The organism is Actinacidiphila oryziradicis (genome assembly GCF_005047355.1).
Lineage (GTDB): Bacteria > Actinomycetota > Actinomycetes > Streptomycetales > Streptomycetaceae > Actinacidiphila > Actinacidiphila oryziradicis.
Genome location: NZ_SUMC01000009.1, coordinates 107389 through 121007 on the forward strand (window position 1 = coordinate 107389; position 13619 = coordinate 121007).

At 68.7% G+C, this 13619-nt stretch carries 13 protein-coding genes; all 13 read left to right on the plus strand.

The window, feature by feature from the left end:
• Positions 1-116: 116 nt before the first annotated feature.
• On the plus strand, positions 117-458 hold the full coding sequence (locus FCI23_RS12710; protein WP_136723624.1) for a TcmI family type II polyketide cyclase: 342 nt from the start codon (positions 117-119) through the stop codon (positions 456-458).
• Positions 455-2158 carry an acetyl-CoA carboxylase carboxyltransferase subunit alpha gene (locus tag FCI23_RS12715; protein WP_136723625.1) on the plus strand — a complete coding sequence of 568 codons (1704 nt, stop codon included), beginning with the start codon at positions 455-457 and terminating at the stop codon, positions 2156-2158. The genes FCI23_RS12710 and FCI23_RS12715 overlap by 4 nt, the downstream gene beginning before the upstream one ends.
• Positions 2151-2666, plus strand: coding sequence for an acetyl-CoA carboxylase biotin carboxyl carrier protein (accB, locus tag FCI23_RS12720; protein ID WP_136723626.1), 516 nt, complete (start codon positions 2151-2153; stop codon positions 2664-2666). Before FCI23_RS12715 ends, accB begins: the two co-directional genes overlap by 8 nt.
• Positions 2667-2684: 18 nt before the next feature.
• Positions 2685-4052, plus strand: a complete 1368-nt coding sequence (locus FCI23_RS12725; protein ID WP_136723627.1) for an acetyl-CoA carboxylase biotin carboxylase subunit — start codon at positions 2685-2687, stop codon at positions 4050-4052.
• Positions 4049-4558 (plus strand): hypothetical protein, encoded by a 510-nt coding sequence (locus tag FCI23_RS12730; protein WP_136723628.1) that lies wholly within the window; start codon positions 4049-4051, stop codon positions 4556-4558. Before FCI23_RS12725 ends, FCI23_RS12730 begins: the two co-directional genes overlap by 4 nt.
• An 89-nt stretch (positions 4559-4647) precedes the next feature.
• On the plus strand, positions 4648-6294 hold the full coding sequence (locus FCI23_RS12735) for an NAD(P)/FAD-dependent oxidoreductase (protein WP_136723629.1): 1647 nt from the start codon (positions 4648-4650) through the stop codon (positions 6292-6294).
• Between the two features lie 36 nt (positions 6295-6330).
• Positions 6331-6585: a phosphopantetheine-binding protein gene (locus FCI23_RS12740; protein WP_136723630.1), complete on the plus strand. Its 255-nt coding sequence runs from the start codon at positions 6331-6333 to the stop codon at positions 6583-6585.
• An 8-nt stretch (positions 6586-6593) separates the two neighbouring features.
• On the plus strand, positions 6594-7463 hold the full coding sequence (locus FCI23_RS12745; RefSeq protein WP_136723631.1) for a cupin domain-containing protein: 870 nt from the start codon (positions 6594-6596) through the stop codon (positions 7461-7463).
• Positions 7464-7482: 19 nt separating this feature from the next.
• A complete protein-coding gene (locus FCI23_RS12750; protein ID WP_136723632.1) occupies positions 7483-8742 on the plus strand; it encodes a beta-ketoacyl-[acyl-carrier-protein] synthase family protein in 1260 nt (419 codons plus the stop codon).
• A complete protein-coding gene (locus tag FCI23_RS12755; protein ID WP_136723633.1) occupies positions 8742-10010 on the plus strand; it encodes a beta-ketoacyl synthase N-terminal-like domain-containing protein in 1269 nt (422 codons plus the stop codon). Before FCI23_RS12750 ends, FCI23_RS12755 begins: the two co-directional genes overlap by 1 nt.
• 41 nt (positions 10011-10051) lie before the next feature.
• Positions 10052-11155, plus strand: a complete 1104-nt coding sequence (locus tag FCI23_RS12760; RefSeq protein WP_136723742.1) for a Glu/Leu/Phe/Val family dehydrogenase — start codon at positions 10052-10054, stop codon at positions 11153-11155.
• A gap of 12 nt (positions 11156-11167) precedes the next feature.
• The gene (locus FCI23_RS12765; RefSeq protein ID WP_136723634.1) at positions 11168-11692 is read left to right on the plus strand and encodes an anthrone oxygenase family protein; all 525 of its coding nucleotides are present in this window, start codon (positions 11168-11170) and stop codon (positions 11690-11692) included.
• A 34-nt stretch (positions 11693-11726) separates the two neighbouring features.
• Positions 11727-13091, plus strand: a complete 1365-nt coding sequence (locus tag FCI23_RS12770) for a UDP-glucose dehydrogenase family protein (protein WP_211265299.1) — start codon at positions 11727-11729, stop codon at positions 13089-13091.
• Positions 13092-13619: the final 528 nt, after the last annotated feature.

The window sequence follows — 13619 nt, forward strand, 5'->3', positions numbered from 1 at the left end:
GACCGTTCTCCGGCGGTGGGAGAGAACTTTTCATCAGCGGTGCGGGTGACGTTCACCGCATTCGCAAATTACCGTTCCAACACCGTGAAAACGCGACCCTGCCTGGGGGAAACCTGATGTCAGATCGTGCTCTAATCGTCGCTCGGATGAATCCGGAGAACGCGCCGAACATTGCTGGGCTGTTCGCCGATTCGGATACCGGTGAGCTTCCCGGCCTGCTCGGTGTCCGGCGCAGGCACCTGTTCGCTTACCGGGACCTGTACTTCCACTACGTCGAGTTCGAGGGCGACCACCGGTCCGCGCTGCGCGCCGCGGCCGGTCGGGAGGACTTCGTGGACCTCAGCCGGAAGCTGCGGCCGTACGTCGACCCCTACGACCCCGACGCCTGGACCAGCCCCGCCGACGCGCTGGCCGCCGAGTTCTACTGCTGGACCCCGGACGGCGGGGTGCGGCGATGACCACGACGGTCGAACCCGCTGTCGCGGTCCACTCCGCCGACGAGCCGAAATGGGCCAAGTGCCCTGGCTGCGCGGGCCTGACCTATCTGCCGCGGCTGCGCCGTGACCTCGGTGTGTGCCGCGAGTGCGGGCACCACGGCAGGCTCAGCGCCTCGCAGCGGCTGGGCACCCTGCTCGATCCGGGCTCGTTCACCCCCGCCACGACCCGCTACCGCAGCGTGGACGTTCTCGGCTTCTCCGATTCACGGACCTACACCGAACGGCTGCGGACGGCCAGGGAGCGGACCGGCCTCGATGACGCGGTGGTCCACGGCACCGGTGAGATCGCGGGCCGTCCCGTCGTGGTCGCCGTCATGGACTTCAGCTTCATGGGCGGCAGCATGGGTGCCGCCGTCGGCGAGGCCGTGACCGCCGCGGCCGAGATCGCCCTCGCGTCCCGGATCCCGCTGCTGGTCGTCACCGCCTCCGGTGGCGCACGTATGCAGGAAGGCGCCATCTCCTTGATGCAGATGGCGAAGACCGGCCAGGCCTTCGCGCGGCTGCGACGCGAGGGGGTGCCCAGCATCTGCCTGCTGACCGATCCCACGTACGGTGGGGTCACGGCGTCGTTCGCCACGCTCGGTGACATCCTGATCGCCGAGTCCGGGGCCGCGATCGGTTTCGCCGGCCCCGAGGTGATCGCCAAGGCGACGGGGAAGCGCCTGCCGGACGGCTTCCAGCGTGCGGAGTACCTGCTGGAGCACGGCATGCTCGACCGCGTCGAGTCGCGCGCCGGGTTGCGCGGTCTGCTCGGCCGGGTGCTGGCGCTGCTGGCCGGTGGCGGTGCGGTGGCCGACAGCGGCGAAGGCAGTGACCCGGTGACGGATCCGGCGGTCTGTGGCGCGAAGCCGGCGTGGGATGCCGTCCGGTGCGCCCGCGACCTCACACGGCCGACCACGATGGACTACATCGGGCTGATGTGCGGCGATTTCGTAGAGCTGCACGGTGACCGCCTGCACGCTGACGATCCGTCCATCGTGGGCGGTCTGGCCAGTATCGGCGGCTCGACGGTGATGCTGATGGGGCACCAGAAGGGACACGACACCCGGGAGCTGGTCAGGCGCAACTTCGGCATGCCGCAGCCGGAGGGCTATCGCAAGGCGCTGCGGCTGATGCGGCTGGCCGAACGGCTCGGCATCCCGGTGGTGACCTTGGTCGACACCCAGGGCGCGTACCCGGGGCTCGGCGCGGAAGAGCGCGGCCAGGCCTGGGCGATCGCCGAGTCGATCACTGGTATGTCCGAGCTCGGCGTGCCGGTCGTGTCGGTGATCATCGGCGAAGGCGGCAGCGGTGGAGCGCTCGCGCTGGCCGCCGCGGAGCGGGTGCTCATGCTGGAGAACGCCTGCTACTCCGTGATCAGCCCCGAGAGCTGCTCGACGATCCTGTTCGGCGACCCCTCCCACGCCGAGCCGGTCGCGGAGGCGCTGCGGCTGACCGCGCCCGCGTTGCTGCGGCTGGGTGTGGTGGACGCCGTACTGCCCGAGCCGGCCGGTGGGGCACAGGCCGCACCGGCTGAGATGGCCGCGACCCTGTACCGCGGGATCAAGCTGGCGCTGGACGAGCAGTGGCATGTCGGGCCGGACAAGCGCCGGGAGCAGCGGTTCGAGCGGTTCCGTCAGATCGGCAGGCCGTGGGCGAGCGAAGGTGATCAGGATGGCTGAGCGGACCGTCGCCAACGGCATCACGTCCGCGCAGATCGTGCTGACCGACGGTGATGACCAGCCGCTGCGCCTGCTGCGCGAGGAGGTCGGCAAGCTCGTCCGTGACCTCCCCGGCACGCTCACCGCGGTGACCGCGCGGATCGGGGATGCGCAGCTGGAGGTGACCTGGGCCGTGGCCGGCATCGCGGCGGCGGCACCGGTGGTGGACCCGCCCGGGGCCCAACCCGCGCCCGTGGAACCCGCCGCACCGCAGGCGGCACCGGGGAAGGCGATCACGGCACCGCTGGTCGGCACCTTCTACCGGGCTCCGGAACCTGGTGCCCGCACCTTCGTCGAGGTCGGAGACCGGGTCGTCGCCGGGCAGCCGATCGGAATCGTCGAGGCGATGAAGCTGATGAACCACGTCGAGTCCGAATGGAGCGGTGTCGTGACCGAGATCCTGGTCGGCGACGCCACCGCGGTCGAGTTCGGCCAAGGCCTGGTCCGGGTCGAACCGGACGAGACCTGAGCCGGGAGCGGAGGCAGCATGTTCCGCAAGATCCTGATCGCCAACCGGGGAGAGATCGCGCTCCGCGTCGCGCGCGCCTGCCGGGAACTGGGGGTGTGCAGCGCGGCCGTCTACTCCACCGCCGACTCGCGGTCCGCGGTCGTGCGTTATGCGGACGAGGCCGTCCACATCGGACCGCCTCCGGCCAAACGCAGCTATCTCAGTGTGCCCAATGTCATCGAGGCCGCGCTGAAATGCGGGGCGGACGCGATCCACCCTGGGTACGGGTTTCTGTCCGAGGACGCCGACTTCGCCGAGATCTGCCAGGACAACGGCATCACCTTCATCGGCCCGACGCCCACGGTGATGGACCGTATCGCCGACAAGGCGCTCGTGCGCGGCCTGATGGCCGACGCGGGACTGCCGGTGCTGCCGGGATCCGACGGCGCGGTCGGCACCCTCGCCGAGGCCCAGGAGATCGCCGGGGCGATCGGCTACCCGCTGGTGGTCAAGGCGGCGGCGGGCGGTGGCGGCCGGGGTATCGCGGTGGTGCGAAAAGCGGGCGAGCTGCCCTCGATCTTCCGTGAGACACGCGCTACGGCACAGGCGCTATTCGGCGACCCGAGTGTCTACCTGGAGCGGTATTTGCCCTTCGCCGCCCATGTGGAGGGGCAGGTTCTGTGCGACGGGCACGGCACGGTGCTGCACCTGGGCGAGCGGGACTGTTCGCTGCAGCGACGCAAGCAGAAGCTGGTCGAGGAGACGCCGTCGCCGAGACTGTCCGGGGAGCAGCGGGCGCAGCTCGGGGAGTATGCCGTCGCCGCCGCCCGCGCCGTCGGCTACCTCGGTGCCGGGACGGTGGAGTTCCTGGTCGACGGGGCGGGCCGGCTGACCTTCATGGAGATCAACGGCCGGATCCAGGTCGAGCACCCGGTCACCGAGATGGCCACTGGTGTGGACATCGTGGCCGAGCAGATTCGGATCGCCGCCGGGCAGAAACTGACCTGGACGCAGCGCGATGTCGCTGTGCGCGGTGTGGCGATCGAGTGCCGGGTGAACGCGGAGGACCCGGAACGCGGCTTCCGCCCGACCCCAGGGGTGCTGAAGGTGTTCCGGCCGCCGGCCGGACCGTTCACCCGGGTCGACTCCGGTTTCGCCGAGGGGGACGCAGTGGTCGCCTACTACGACTCCCTGCTGGCCAAGCTGATCGTGTGGGCGCCGACGCGGAACGAGGCGATCGCGCGCCTCACCCGTGCCCTGGAGGAGTTCCAGGTGGACAGCGACGAGGTGGCCACCACGATCCCGCTGGCCCGCGAACTGATCGCCCAGCCCGCCTTCGTGGCCGGCACCCATTCGACGGTGTTCGTGGACGAGTTCCTGGCTGAGCGCACGGAGCCGCTGCGGTGAGCGCTCCGGAGCGTACCTGGCCGACCGAAGTCCACCGCAGGGGTGGCGGCGTCTTTGTCGTGCTGCCGCCGCACGGTTACTGCCCCGGCACGGTGCGGGCTGCCGCGGCGTACGCCTCGGCCGCGGAATCCACGCTGACGGTCGCGGTGCTGCTGCCATGGCCGGATCCGTTCAATGGCTTTGCGGTGAGCCTGCCGTACACCGATTTCCTGTTCGATTACGAGCTGCAGATTACGTCCGAACTGACGCAGCTGCTGCACACCGGCGAAGTGCACTGGAATCTGGTGCTGCTGCACTACCCGAAACAGGAGTTGCTGTCGGTGGTGCGGGCCGTCGATGCCGCTGTCGTACTGGTCCACGAATGCCGTCGGGCGTGGCGGTTCTCGCTCCTGCGGTGGAAGGCCAGGCGGTTGGCGGCAGTGGTGGCCGACCGGACCGACGCACGGGTGCATGTGATTTGCGCACCTTGGAACGAATTTCTCGTACGCGAGGACAGGCCGCTCTAGTCCTTAAGTCCACCTCGTTCTTCGGACTGGCGGTGGATGAAAATGCGGCGGCCGAGCCGTAGATTTTTCCTTATGAGCAGGGAGAGCTGATGTCCAACGAATCCGGAACGAACGGCACAGAATTCGATGTGATCATCCTGGGATCGGGAATCGCCGGATCCACACTCGGCGCGATTCTCGCCCGCAACGGAGCGTCGGTACTGCTGATCGACGCCGCCAACCACCCGCGGTTCGCGGTCGGCGAGTCGACCACTCCGCACACTCTGGTGCTTTTCAAGCTCCTGGCCCGCAGGTATGGAGTGCCGGAGCTCGAGGTGCTCACCTCGTACGAGAGTTGCATCGAGGAGATCGGCACAACCAACGGCATCAAGCGGCACTTCGGGTTCATGGTGCACCACGAGGGGCAGGAGCCGGATCCGCTTGAGGTGAACCAGTTCAACGCGCCCGCCAAGCTCAACCAGTCGAGCCATCTGTTCCGGCAGGACAGCGACGCCTACCTGTACTACGCCGCAGTGCGCTACGGCTGCGTCGCCAAGCAGGGCTACCGGGTGGCGGACGTCGAGCTGGGCGATGACCACGTGACCGTCGTCGGGCAGGACGGCACCCGGCACACCGCCCGGTATCTCGTCGACGCCAGCGGTTTCCGCTCGCCGCTGGCGCAGAAGCTCGCCCTGCGGGAACAGCCCGCGAGGTTCAAGCACCACTCGCGGTCGCTGTTCACCCACATGGTCGGGGTCAAGACCACCGATGAATGCCTGCGCATGCCGCTGACGGAAATGCCCCCGGTGCCGTGGTTCCACGGGACCATGCACCACATGTTCCCCAGGGGATGGTTCTGGGTGATCCCCTTCAACAACGAGCCGCGTTCACGCAACCAGCTCGTCAGCGTGGGACTCACCCTCGATGAACGGCTCTATCCCAAATCGGCGGACCTTACACCGGGTGAGGAATTCGCCCACTACGCCGCCAAGTTCCCGGCTGTCGAACGGATATTCACCGATGCCCGGGCGGTCCGGGAATGGGTGTCCACCGACCGGCTGCAGTACTCGTCCTCACGGACGATCGGGCACCGTTGGTGCCTTATGTCGCACGCCGCCGGATTCCTCGACCCGCTGTTCTCGCGCGGAATATCCAATACGGCCGAGGTCATCAACGCGCTTTCCTGGCGGCTACTGGCCGCGCTGAAGGATGACGACTTCTCGGAAGAGCGGTTCGGTTTCGTTGAAAAGCTGGAGCAGGGCCTGCTCGACTTCAACGACAATATGGTGAACAGCTCGTTCGTGTCCTTCGAGAACTACGAGCTGTGGAACGCGGTCTTCCGGGTGTGGGCCTACGGCGGAGTGCCGGGCAACCTGCGCGTCGAACGGCTCATTGACAGGTTCGAGAAGACCCGTGACGACGACGTGTTCGACGCGCTGGAGGATGTGCCGAACATCGGTCTGTGGTGGCCGGACCAGCCGGCGTACCGTGCGTTGTTCGACCACATGGTCAAGCTGTGCGACCAGGTCGACGCCGGCACCCTCGACGCCACGGTGGCGGGGCGTGAGCTCATGGCACGCATCGGCTCCTCCGAGTTCGTCGCTCCGAACTTCGGCTTCCGGGAGCGGGACGTCCGGTTCATCACGCCGACCAAGCAGATGCTCAAGGACATGATGCGGTGGATCGCCACCGAAGCCCCCGAGGACATGCGCTTCCTGGCCGAGGGCATGACCTTCGGCGCGCCCGCGACCGTCTGAACCACCGTTTTCCCCACCGGACAAGGAGAGGCATCCATGAGTGACACCGTTTCCGACCGCGATCTGCTCGACCTGCTGCTGGCCGTCGGCGCCGACCGCGGTATATCCGCCGCCGACTTCGACCGGACCTTCGAGGAACTGGATCTGGACTCGCTGGCGCGTGCCGAGTTCGCCGCGAAGCTGCACACCCACAGTGGTGTGGACACCGAGGAGCGGACCACCCCCGACGCGACGCCCAACCAGATCCGCTGGATCGTAGCGGATGAGCAGCCCGCTCGTACCGGGCGGTGAGCGCACCGATGACAGGTCACACCGACAATGAGATCGTCGTTGACGCCCCGATCGACTTCGTCTGGACCGTCACCAACGACATCCGGGCCTGGCCGGAGCTGTTCACCGAGTACTCCAGCACCGAGGTGCTGGAGGAGTCGGCGGAATCGGTCACCTTCCGGCTGACGATGCACCCCGACGAGAACGGCAACGAGTGGTCGTGGGTCTCGCGGCGCGAGTCCGACCGCGCCAGCTGGACGGTGCGGTCCCAGCGGGTCGAGACCGGGTTCTTCGAGTACATGCACCTGAGGTGGGACTACCAGCCGGTGGGGGAGGACCGCACCAAGATGCGCTGGCAGCAGGACTTCACCATGAAACCGGAGGCGCCCATCGGCGACGAGGCCATGCGGGAGCGGCTCGACCGCAACACCCCGGTCCAGATGAAGGCCGTCAAGGCCGCAGTGGAGGCCCGGCGGGCCCGCGTCGTCGGTGTCGGCGATGTGCCGTCCAACCGCAGGCGCGGCGCGGACCTGCGCACTCTGTTGTCGCCGGCCACGGTGGGCACCACGTGCGGATTCTCCGGAACCGTCGTGCTGGAGCCGGGCGAGGTGATCACCGAGCACTACCACCCGTACTCCGAGGAGTACATCCACGTGGTTGAGGGCGAGCTGCGGGTCGATCTCGGCGAGCAGCGGCGGACGGTATCCGCCGATCAGGCGGTGTTCGTGCCCAAGAACCTCCGGCACCGCATCTTCAACGACTCGACCGCACCGGTACGGGTCGTGTTCTTCCTCAGCCCGCTGGCGCCGAGGCCCGATCTCGGGCACGTCGACACCGAGACGCTGGCCGAGTGGGCAGCGAACCACCAGCCGTCCTCCGCGGACGCTGCACACGGATGAGTTCAGGAGGGGCTGGGATATGAGGCGAGTCGTCGTGACCGGCATCGGTGCGGTCGCGCCAGGAGGCACCACCAGGGAGCAGTTCTGGGACCGGATTGTCAGCGGGAAGCCCGCGACGAGGCGGGTGACGTTCTTCGACGCCACGCAGTACCGCTCCCAGGTGGCGGCCGAAGCCGACTTCGACCCGGTCGCCGCAGGGCTGACTCCGCAGGAGATCCGGCGCAACGACCGGTACGGGCAGTTCGCGCTCGTGGCGAGCGTGGAAGCGGTCACCGACGCGGAACTGGACGCCGGCACATGGGACGGCGACCGCGCCGGGGTGGCGCTCGGCAGCGCGGTCGGCGCCACCATGCGGCTTGAGGAAGAGTACGTCGTGCTCAGCGACCACGGCCGGAAGTGGGAGGTCGACGGGCATTACGCGATGCCGTTCATGTACTCCGTCTTCGTGCCCTCGGCCGTCGCCACCGAGGTCGCGGTGAAGCACGGGGCGCACGGCCCGGCGGCGGTGGTGTCGACCGGCTGTACCTCGGGGATCGACGCGATCGGGCTCGCCGCACAGCAGATCGAGCAGGGCGACGTCGATGTGATGATCTGCGGCGGCACCGAATCACCCATCTCGCCGATCTCGTTCGCCTGCTTCGACGCGATCCGCGCGACGAGCCCGCGCAACGACGATCCCGAGGGCGCTTCCCGGCCGTTCGACGCGGAACGGCAGGGGTTCGTGATGGGTGAGGGCTGCGCCGTGCTCGTGCTGGAGGAACTGGAGCACGCCCGGCGGCGAGGTGCGCGGATCTACTGCGAGGTCACCGGATACGCCAACCACGCCAACGCCTTTCACATGACCGGCCTGCATCCCGACGGCATGGAGCTGAGCAGGGCCGTCGACGAGGCGATGGCCCAAGCCCGGTGCAATCCGGAGGACATCGGGTACATCAACGCGCACGGCTCGGGGACCAAGCAGAACGACCGGCACGAGACGGGCGCGTTCAAGCGAAGCCTGAACGGGGCCGCTTACCGGATCCCGATCAGCTCGATCAAGTCGGTGATCGGTCATTCGCTCGGCGCCATCGGTGCGCTGGAAATGGCCGCCTGCGCGCTGGTGATCGACCGCGGGGCGATCCCGCCAACGGCGAACCTCACCACCCGCGACCCCGAATGCGACCTCGACTACACGCCGCTGGTCGCGCGCGAAGCGCACGTGGACAACGTCCTGTCTGTCGGCAGCGGCTTCGGCGGATTCCAGTCGGCGATGATCTTTTCCCGGCTGAAGGAGTTGTGATGTCGATCAGCAACAGTCGGCGCCGTGCGGTCATCACCGGTATCGGTGTCGTGGCGCCGACCGGTATCGGTGTCGGCGAGCACTGGAAGACCAGTCTCGCCGGCCAATGCCGGATCTCGGCGTTCACCCGGTATCCGGAGACGTCGCCGATCAGGCTCGCCGGCCAGGTCGAGGATTTCGACGCGGCCGAGCACCTCAGCAACAAGCTGCTCGTGCAGACCGACCGCTGGACCTGGTTCGCGCTCGCTGCGGCGAACCTCGCGCTGGCGGACGCGGAGCTGGACCTGGGGACGATGGACCCGTATTCGGTGTCTGTGCTGACCGCCAGCGCGTCGGGCGGCAACGAGTTCGGTCAACGGGAGATCGAGGCGCTGTGGTCGCGGCATCCTTCGGCGGTCAGCGCGTATCAGTCCATCGCCTGGTTCTACGCGGCCAGCACCGGGCAGATCTCCATCCGGCACGGGCTGAAGGGCAGCTCCGGAGTACTGGTCGCGGATACCGCGGGTGCGCTGGACGTGGTCGCCCAGGCCCGCCGGAACATCGAGCGCGGCGGTGCCGCCGTCGTGGTCGGCGGTACCGAGGCACCGCTGACCCCGTACGCGCTGGTGTGCCAGGAGAGTCTCGGCAGGTTCAACCGGACGGCCGACCCGTCCATGGCGTACCGGCCGTTCGACGCGGCCGCGGCCGGCTACGTGCCCGGCGAGGGCGGTGCGGTGTTCGTGGTCGAGGAACTCTCCGCGGCCAAGGACCGCTCGGCTTCCATCTACGCCGAGGTGCTCGGGCATGCCGCCACCCACGACGCGCACCATCACCACGAGGCCGCCCCGGACGGCCGCCGGCTCATCAGGGCCCTGTCCCTCGCGATAGAGCGATCGGGGCTGACCCCGGACGATATCGACGTGATCTTCGCCGACGCCGCGGCCGACCCGGCGGCGGACGCCATCGAGGCGAACGCCGTGCGCGCCGTGTTCGGCGACCGCGCGGGCGAGGTGCTGGTCACCGCGCCCAAGACGATGGTCGGCAGGCTCTACTCCGGGGGACCGTCGCTGGATGTCGCGTGGGCCGCGCTGGCGCTGGCACATGGGGTCGTGCCGCAGACGGTGAACCTCGACCCCGGGTCCGCCGACTACGGCCTCAACTTCGTGATCGAGCCGGTGCGGCCCGCCCGGTTGCGCACGGCGCTGATCGTCGCGCGTGGCGTCGGCGGCTTCAACAGCGCGGTCGTACTGGGCGGGCCGAGGCGCAACGACGATTTTGTCAGCTTCTGACGGAATGTCATGTTCTCCGAGGGGAATGATCCATGACCGAAATGATCACGGCAGCGCGGCCGGAGCTCGACCCGGACGGTGTCTTCGACCGGCGGACCGGCCACGAACAGGTGGTCTTCTGCCAGGACAAGGGCAGCGGGCTGCGCGCCATCATCGCGATCTATTCGACCGCACTCGGTCCCGCGCTGGGCGGGACCCGGTTCTATCCCTATCAGGACGAGCAGGCCGCGCTCACCGATGTGCTCCGGTTGTCCCGGGCGATGGCGTACAAGTCCGCCGCCGCCGGCCTGGACCTCGGTGGTGGCAAGGCCGTCATCATCGGTGACCCGGCCCGGGTGAAGTCGGAGTCCCTGCTGCGTGCGTACGGCCGGTTCGTGGAGTCTCTGGCCGGTCGATACCTGACCGCGTGCGACATTGGCACCACCGAGCGGGACATGGACGTTGTCGCGCGTGAATCCCGTTATGTGACCGGGCGCAGCCGGGCCGGGGGCGGCGCGGGCGATTCCTCGGAGCTCACTTCCTTCGGGGTGACGCAGGCGATGCTGGCCGCGGCCGAGCATGTCTGGGGTGTCGCGGACCTGGAAGGCAGGCGGGTCGGCGTCGAGGGCGTCGGCAAGGTGGGCAGGCGGCTTGTCGGCCACCTTGTCGAAGCCGGCGCCTCGGTCGTCGTGTGCGATCCGGACCGCGCCGCGGTCGCCGCGCTCCTGACCAAGTACCCGCACGTGGATGTCGTGTCCGATGAGCACGCACTGCGCCGGGCGGAGATCGACATCTACGCGCCGTGCGCGCTGGGCGGGTGCGTCGACGAGACGACCGCTTCCGTGCTGTCCGCCGAAATCGTCTGCGGCGGCGCCAACAACCAGCTGGCCGCGGAACGGGTGCAGAAACGGCTTTCGGACCGCAGGATTCTGTACGTCCCGGACTATGTGGCCAATGCCGGGGGACTCATCCAGGTCGCCGACGAGATCGACGGCTTCCAGTTCGCCAGGGCGAAGGCCCGCGCGGCGGGCATCTTCGACACCACCAGGTCGATCCTCGCCGAGGCCTTGGCCCGCGGTGACACCCCGGTCGTCGCGGCGGACCGGCTCGCCGAGAGGCGGATGTCCGAGATCGGCGCCCTCCGCTCGATCCATCTCAACTCCTGAGGGGAACCGACGATGTGGTCCTCGCTGCTCGCCGCGACAGGTCTGCTCGGCAGCGGAATCCAGGCCGGCGCGTTGCTGATGGTGCTCTACGGCGTGTGCCCGACCTTCCGGCAGGTGCTCGTTCCGGAATGGATGCGGCTGCATGTCTCGCTCGATCGCAGCATCGAGCGGTACATGCCCGCGATCAATATCTCCACCGGTGGCGCGACGCTTGTCCTGCTGTTCTTCGCCCAGGCACCCGAGGTGCGTGTGCTGCGCGCGCTCGCGCTGGTGTGCAACGTGGCGCTGGCGCTGATGTCCGAGCTGGTCAACGTTCGTATCAACAAGTCCATCGCGCGGAAGGTCGCCGTCCTCGCGGGCGGAGTGCTGTCCGGCGGTCCCGACGATCCAACATTTCTGACCGAAACCGGCGACTGGGAAAGAGATCGGATGGTCGCCGTCCGTGAGCGCTGGATCCGCTGGCACCAGTGGCGGACGCTCGACATCGTGCTCGGCTTCGGGCTGTCCGTGGCCGCTGTGCTGGTGGCCGGTCGCTGAACCCGCGCACACCGCGAACTGAGGAGACGTCCGAGTGAGAATCACCGTCATCGGGTGCGGTTATCTGGGCGCCACCCACGCCACCTGCATGGCCGAGCTCGGGCACGAGGTGCTCGGCCTGGACACCGATCCGGAGAAGACCGCGGCGCTGGCCGAGGGAAGGCCGCCGTTCTACGAGCCGGACCTCGCGGAGATGCTGGATCGCAACACCCGGTCGGGGCGGTTGCGGTTCACGAGCTCGTACGCGGAGGCGGCCGAGTTCGGACAGCTGCACTTCCTGGCCGTCGGCACCCCACAGCGGCCCGACGGCGCGGCCGACCTCCGGCAACTGGAGTCCGCCGTGTCCCTCCTCGCGCCCCATCTGCGGCGGCCGTGCGTGCTGGTCGGGAAGTCGACGGTGCCGGTCGGCACCGCCGCGCTGCTGACCACCACACTGCGCGGACTGGCCCCCGTCGGGGCGCGGGCCTCCCTCGCGTGGAGCCCCGAATTCCTCCGGGAGGGCCACGCGGTCGAGGACACCCTTCGGCCGGACCGCCTGGTGTTCGGGCGGTCCGACGGTGACGGGCGGTCGCTGGCCGCGCTGCGTGAGGTGTACGTAGCGCTCATCACCGCCGGAATCCCGGTGGTGGAAACCGACCTGGCTACCGCGGAGCTCATCAAAACCGCGGCGAACTCCTTCCTGGCGACCAAGATCTCCTTCATCAATGCCATGGCGGAGGTCTGCGAGGCCGCGGGGGGCGACGTCTGGCAGCTGGCCGAGGCGCTCGCCTACGACTCCCGTATCGGGGGCCAGTTCCTCCGTCCCGGCCTCGGTTTCGGCGGGGGCTGTCTGCCCAAGGACATCCGCGGCTTCGTCGCCCGTGCGCATGAGCTCGGTGCCGGGCGGGCGCTGGGTTTCCTGCGCGAGGTGGACGGGGTCAACGACCGGCGCCGCGTGCGCATGGTCGAGCTCGCCGAACGGGCGTGCGGCGGGGCGCTGGCCGGCCGCCGGATCGGCGTATGGGGTGCGGCGTTCAAGCCCGGTACCGACGACATCAGGGACTCACCGGCGCTGGCCGTCGCGGTGGCCCTGCGCGAGCGCGGAGCCGACGTTGTCGTGTATGACCCCCGCGCCATGGACAACGCCCGCAAGGCGTTCCCGTATCTGGAGTACGCGGATTCGGCGGCGGCCGCTGCGGGTGGCACGGACGCGTTGCTGCACCTGACCGAGTGGCAGGAGTTCGGTGAGGTCGACCCCGCCGGCCTGGCCGACCGGGTGCGGGCGCCTCGTCTGATCGACGGGCGGTCCGGTCTTGATCTCGACCGCTGGCGCCGGGCCGGCTGGACCTGCGACGTGCTGGGGCACGGCCCGGTGGAGGTTGATCGAAGCGAATCCAGGATTCCCGATGCGACTTCGTGACCTTCCGCTGATGCGTGGCACAATGCGCCGCTCAGGCCGGCACCAGTGTGTGGGAGGACTGTGACAGCAGGTCGCGAGGTCGATGGGCCGCAGCCGATCGGCGCGTACATGCGCCAACTCGACGTGGCTCTGTCCGTGCCCAGTGCCTGGAGGCGCCGGGTCCTGCGGCTGATGCGCGGTCGTGGCGGGGTCGGTGCAGCCGATCCGGCGCGCCGCTTCCGGACGCCTCGGGCTGACGGGCGTCGTCTCGATCTGTGCCGGCACTGGCGTTGGGTTCCGTGTCTTGTTGTGCTGCTGAGGTATCGCCTGGATGTGCCCCTTGGCACCTCTTCCGGCCCGGCGCCTGCCTGTTCATCATTTCGATGATCGGTCTCCTTGCCACCAGGATCGCGAATGTGAGGCACCTGCTCAGGCCGGCCCCGGGGCTGGCCCAGCCCGTGGGTATGTGACCGTAGCTTGACGGAGCGCGATTATTTTCTTTGATGTACGCTGCCGCGGCGGTCGATTCCGCCGGGGGGAACACGGCCA

Bases quoted from the DNA above. Each gene is read 5' to 3' on its own strand.
- FCI23_RS12710 (WP_136723624.1), top strand. From the start codon at position 117: ATGTCAGATCGTGCTCTAATCGTCGCTCGGATGAATCCGGAGAACGCG.
- FCI23_RS12715 (WP_136723625.1), top strand. From the start codon at position 455: ATGACCACGACGGTCGAACCCGCTGTCGCGGTCCACTCCGCCGACGAG.
- accB (WP_136723626.1), top strand. From the start codon at position 2,151: ATGGCTGAGCGGACCGTCGCCAACGGCATCACGTCCGCGCAGATCGTG.
- FCI23_RS12725 (WP_136723627.1), top strand. From the start codon at position 2,685: ATGTTCCGCAAGATCCTGATCGCCAACCGGGGAGAGATCGCGCTCCGC.
- FCI23_RS12735 (WP_136723629.1), top strand. From the start codon at position 4,648: ATGTCCAACGAATCCGGAACGAACGGCACAGAATTCGATGTGATCATC.
- FCI23_RS12740 (WP_136723630.1), top strand. From the start codon at position 6,331: ATGAGTGACACCGTTTCCGACCGCGATCTGCTCGACCTGCTGCTGGCC.
- FCI23_RS12745 (WP_136723631.1), top strand. From the start codon at position 6,594: ATGACAGGTCACACCGACAATGAGATCGTCGTTGACGCCCCGATCGAC.
- FCI23_RS12750 (WP_136723632.1), top strand. From the start codon at position 7,483: ATGAGGCGAGTCGTCGTGACCGGCATCGGTGCGGTCGCGCCAGGAGGC.
- FCI23_RS12755 (WP_136723633.1), top strand. From the start codon at position 8,742: ATGTCGATCAGCAACAGTCGGCGCCGTGCGGTCATCACCGGTATCGGT.
- FCI23_RS12760 (WP_136723742.1), top strand. From the start codon at position 10,052: ATGATCACGGCAGCGCGGCCGGAGCTCGACCCGGACGGTGTCTTCGAC.
- FCI23_RS12765 (WP_136723634.1), top strand. From the start codon at position 11,168: ATGTGGTCCTCGCTGCTCGCCGCGACAGGTCTGCTCGGCAGCGGAATC.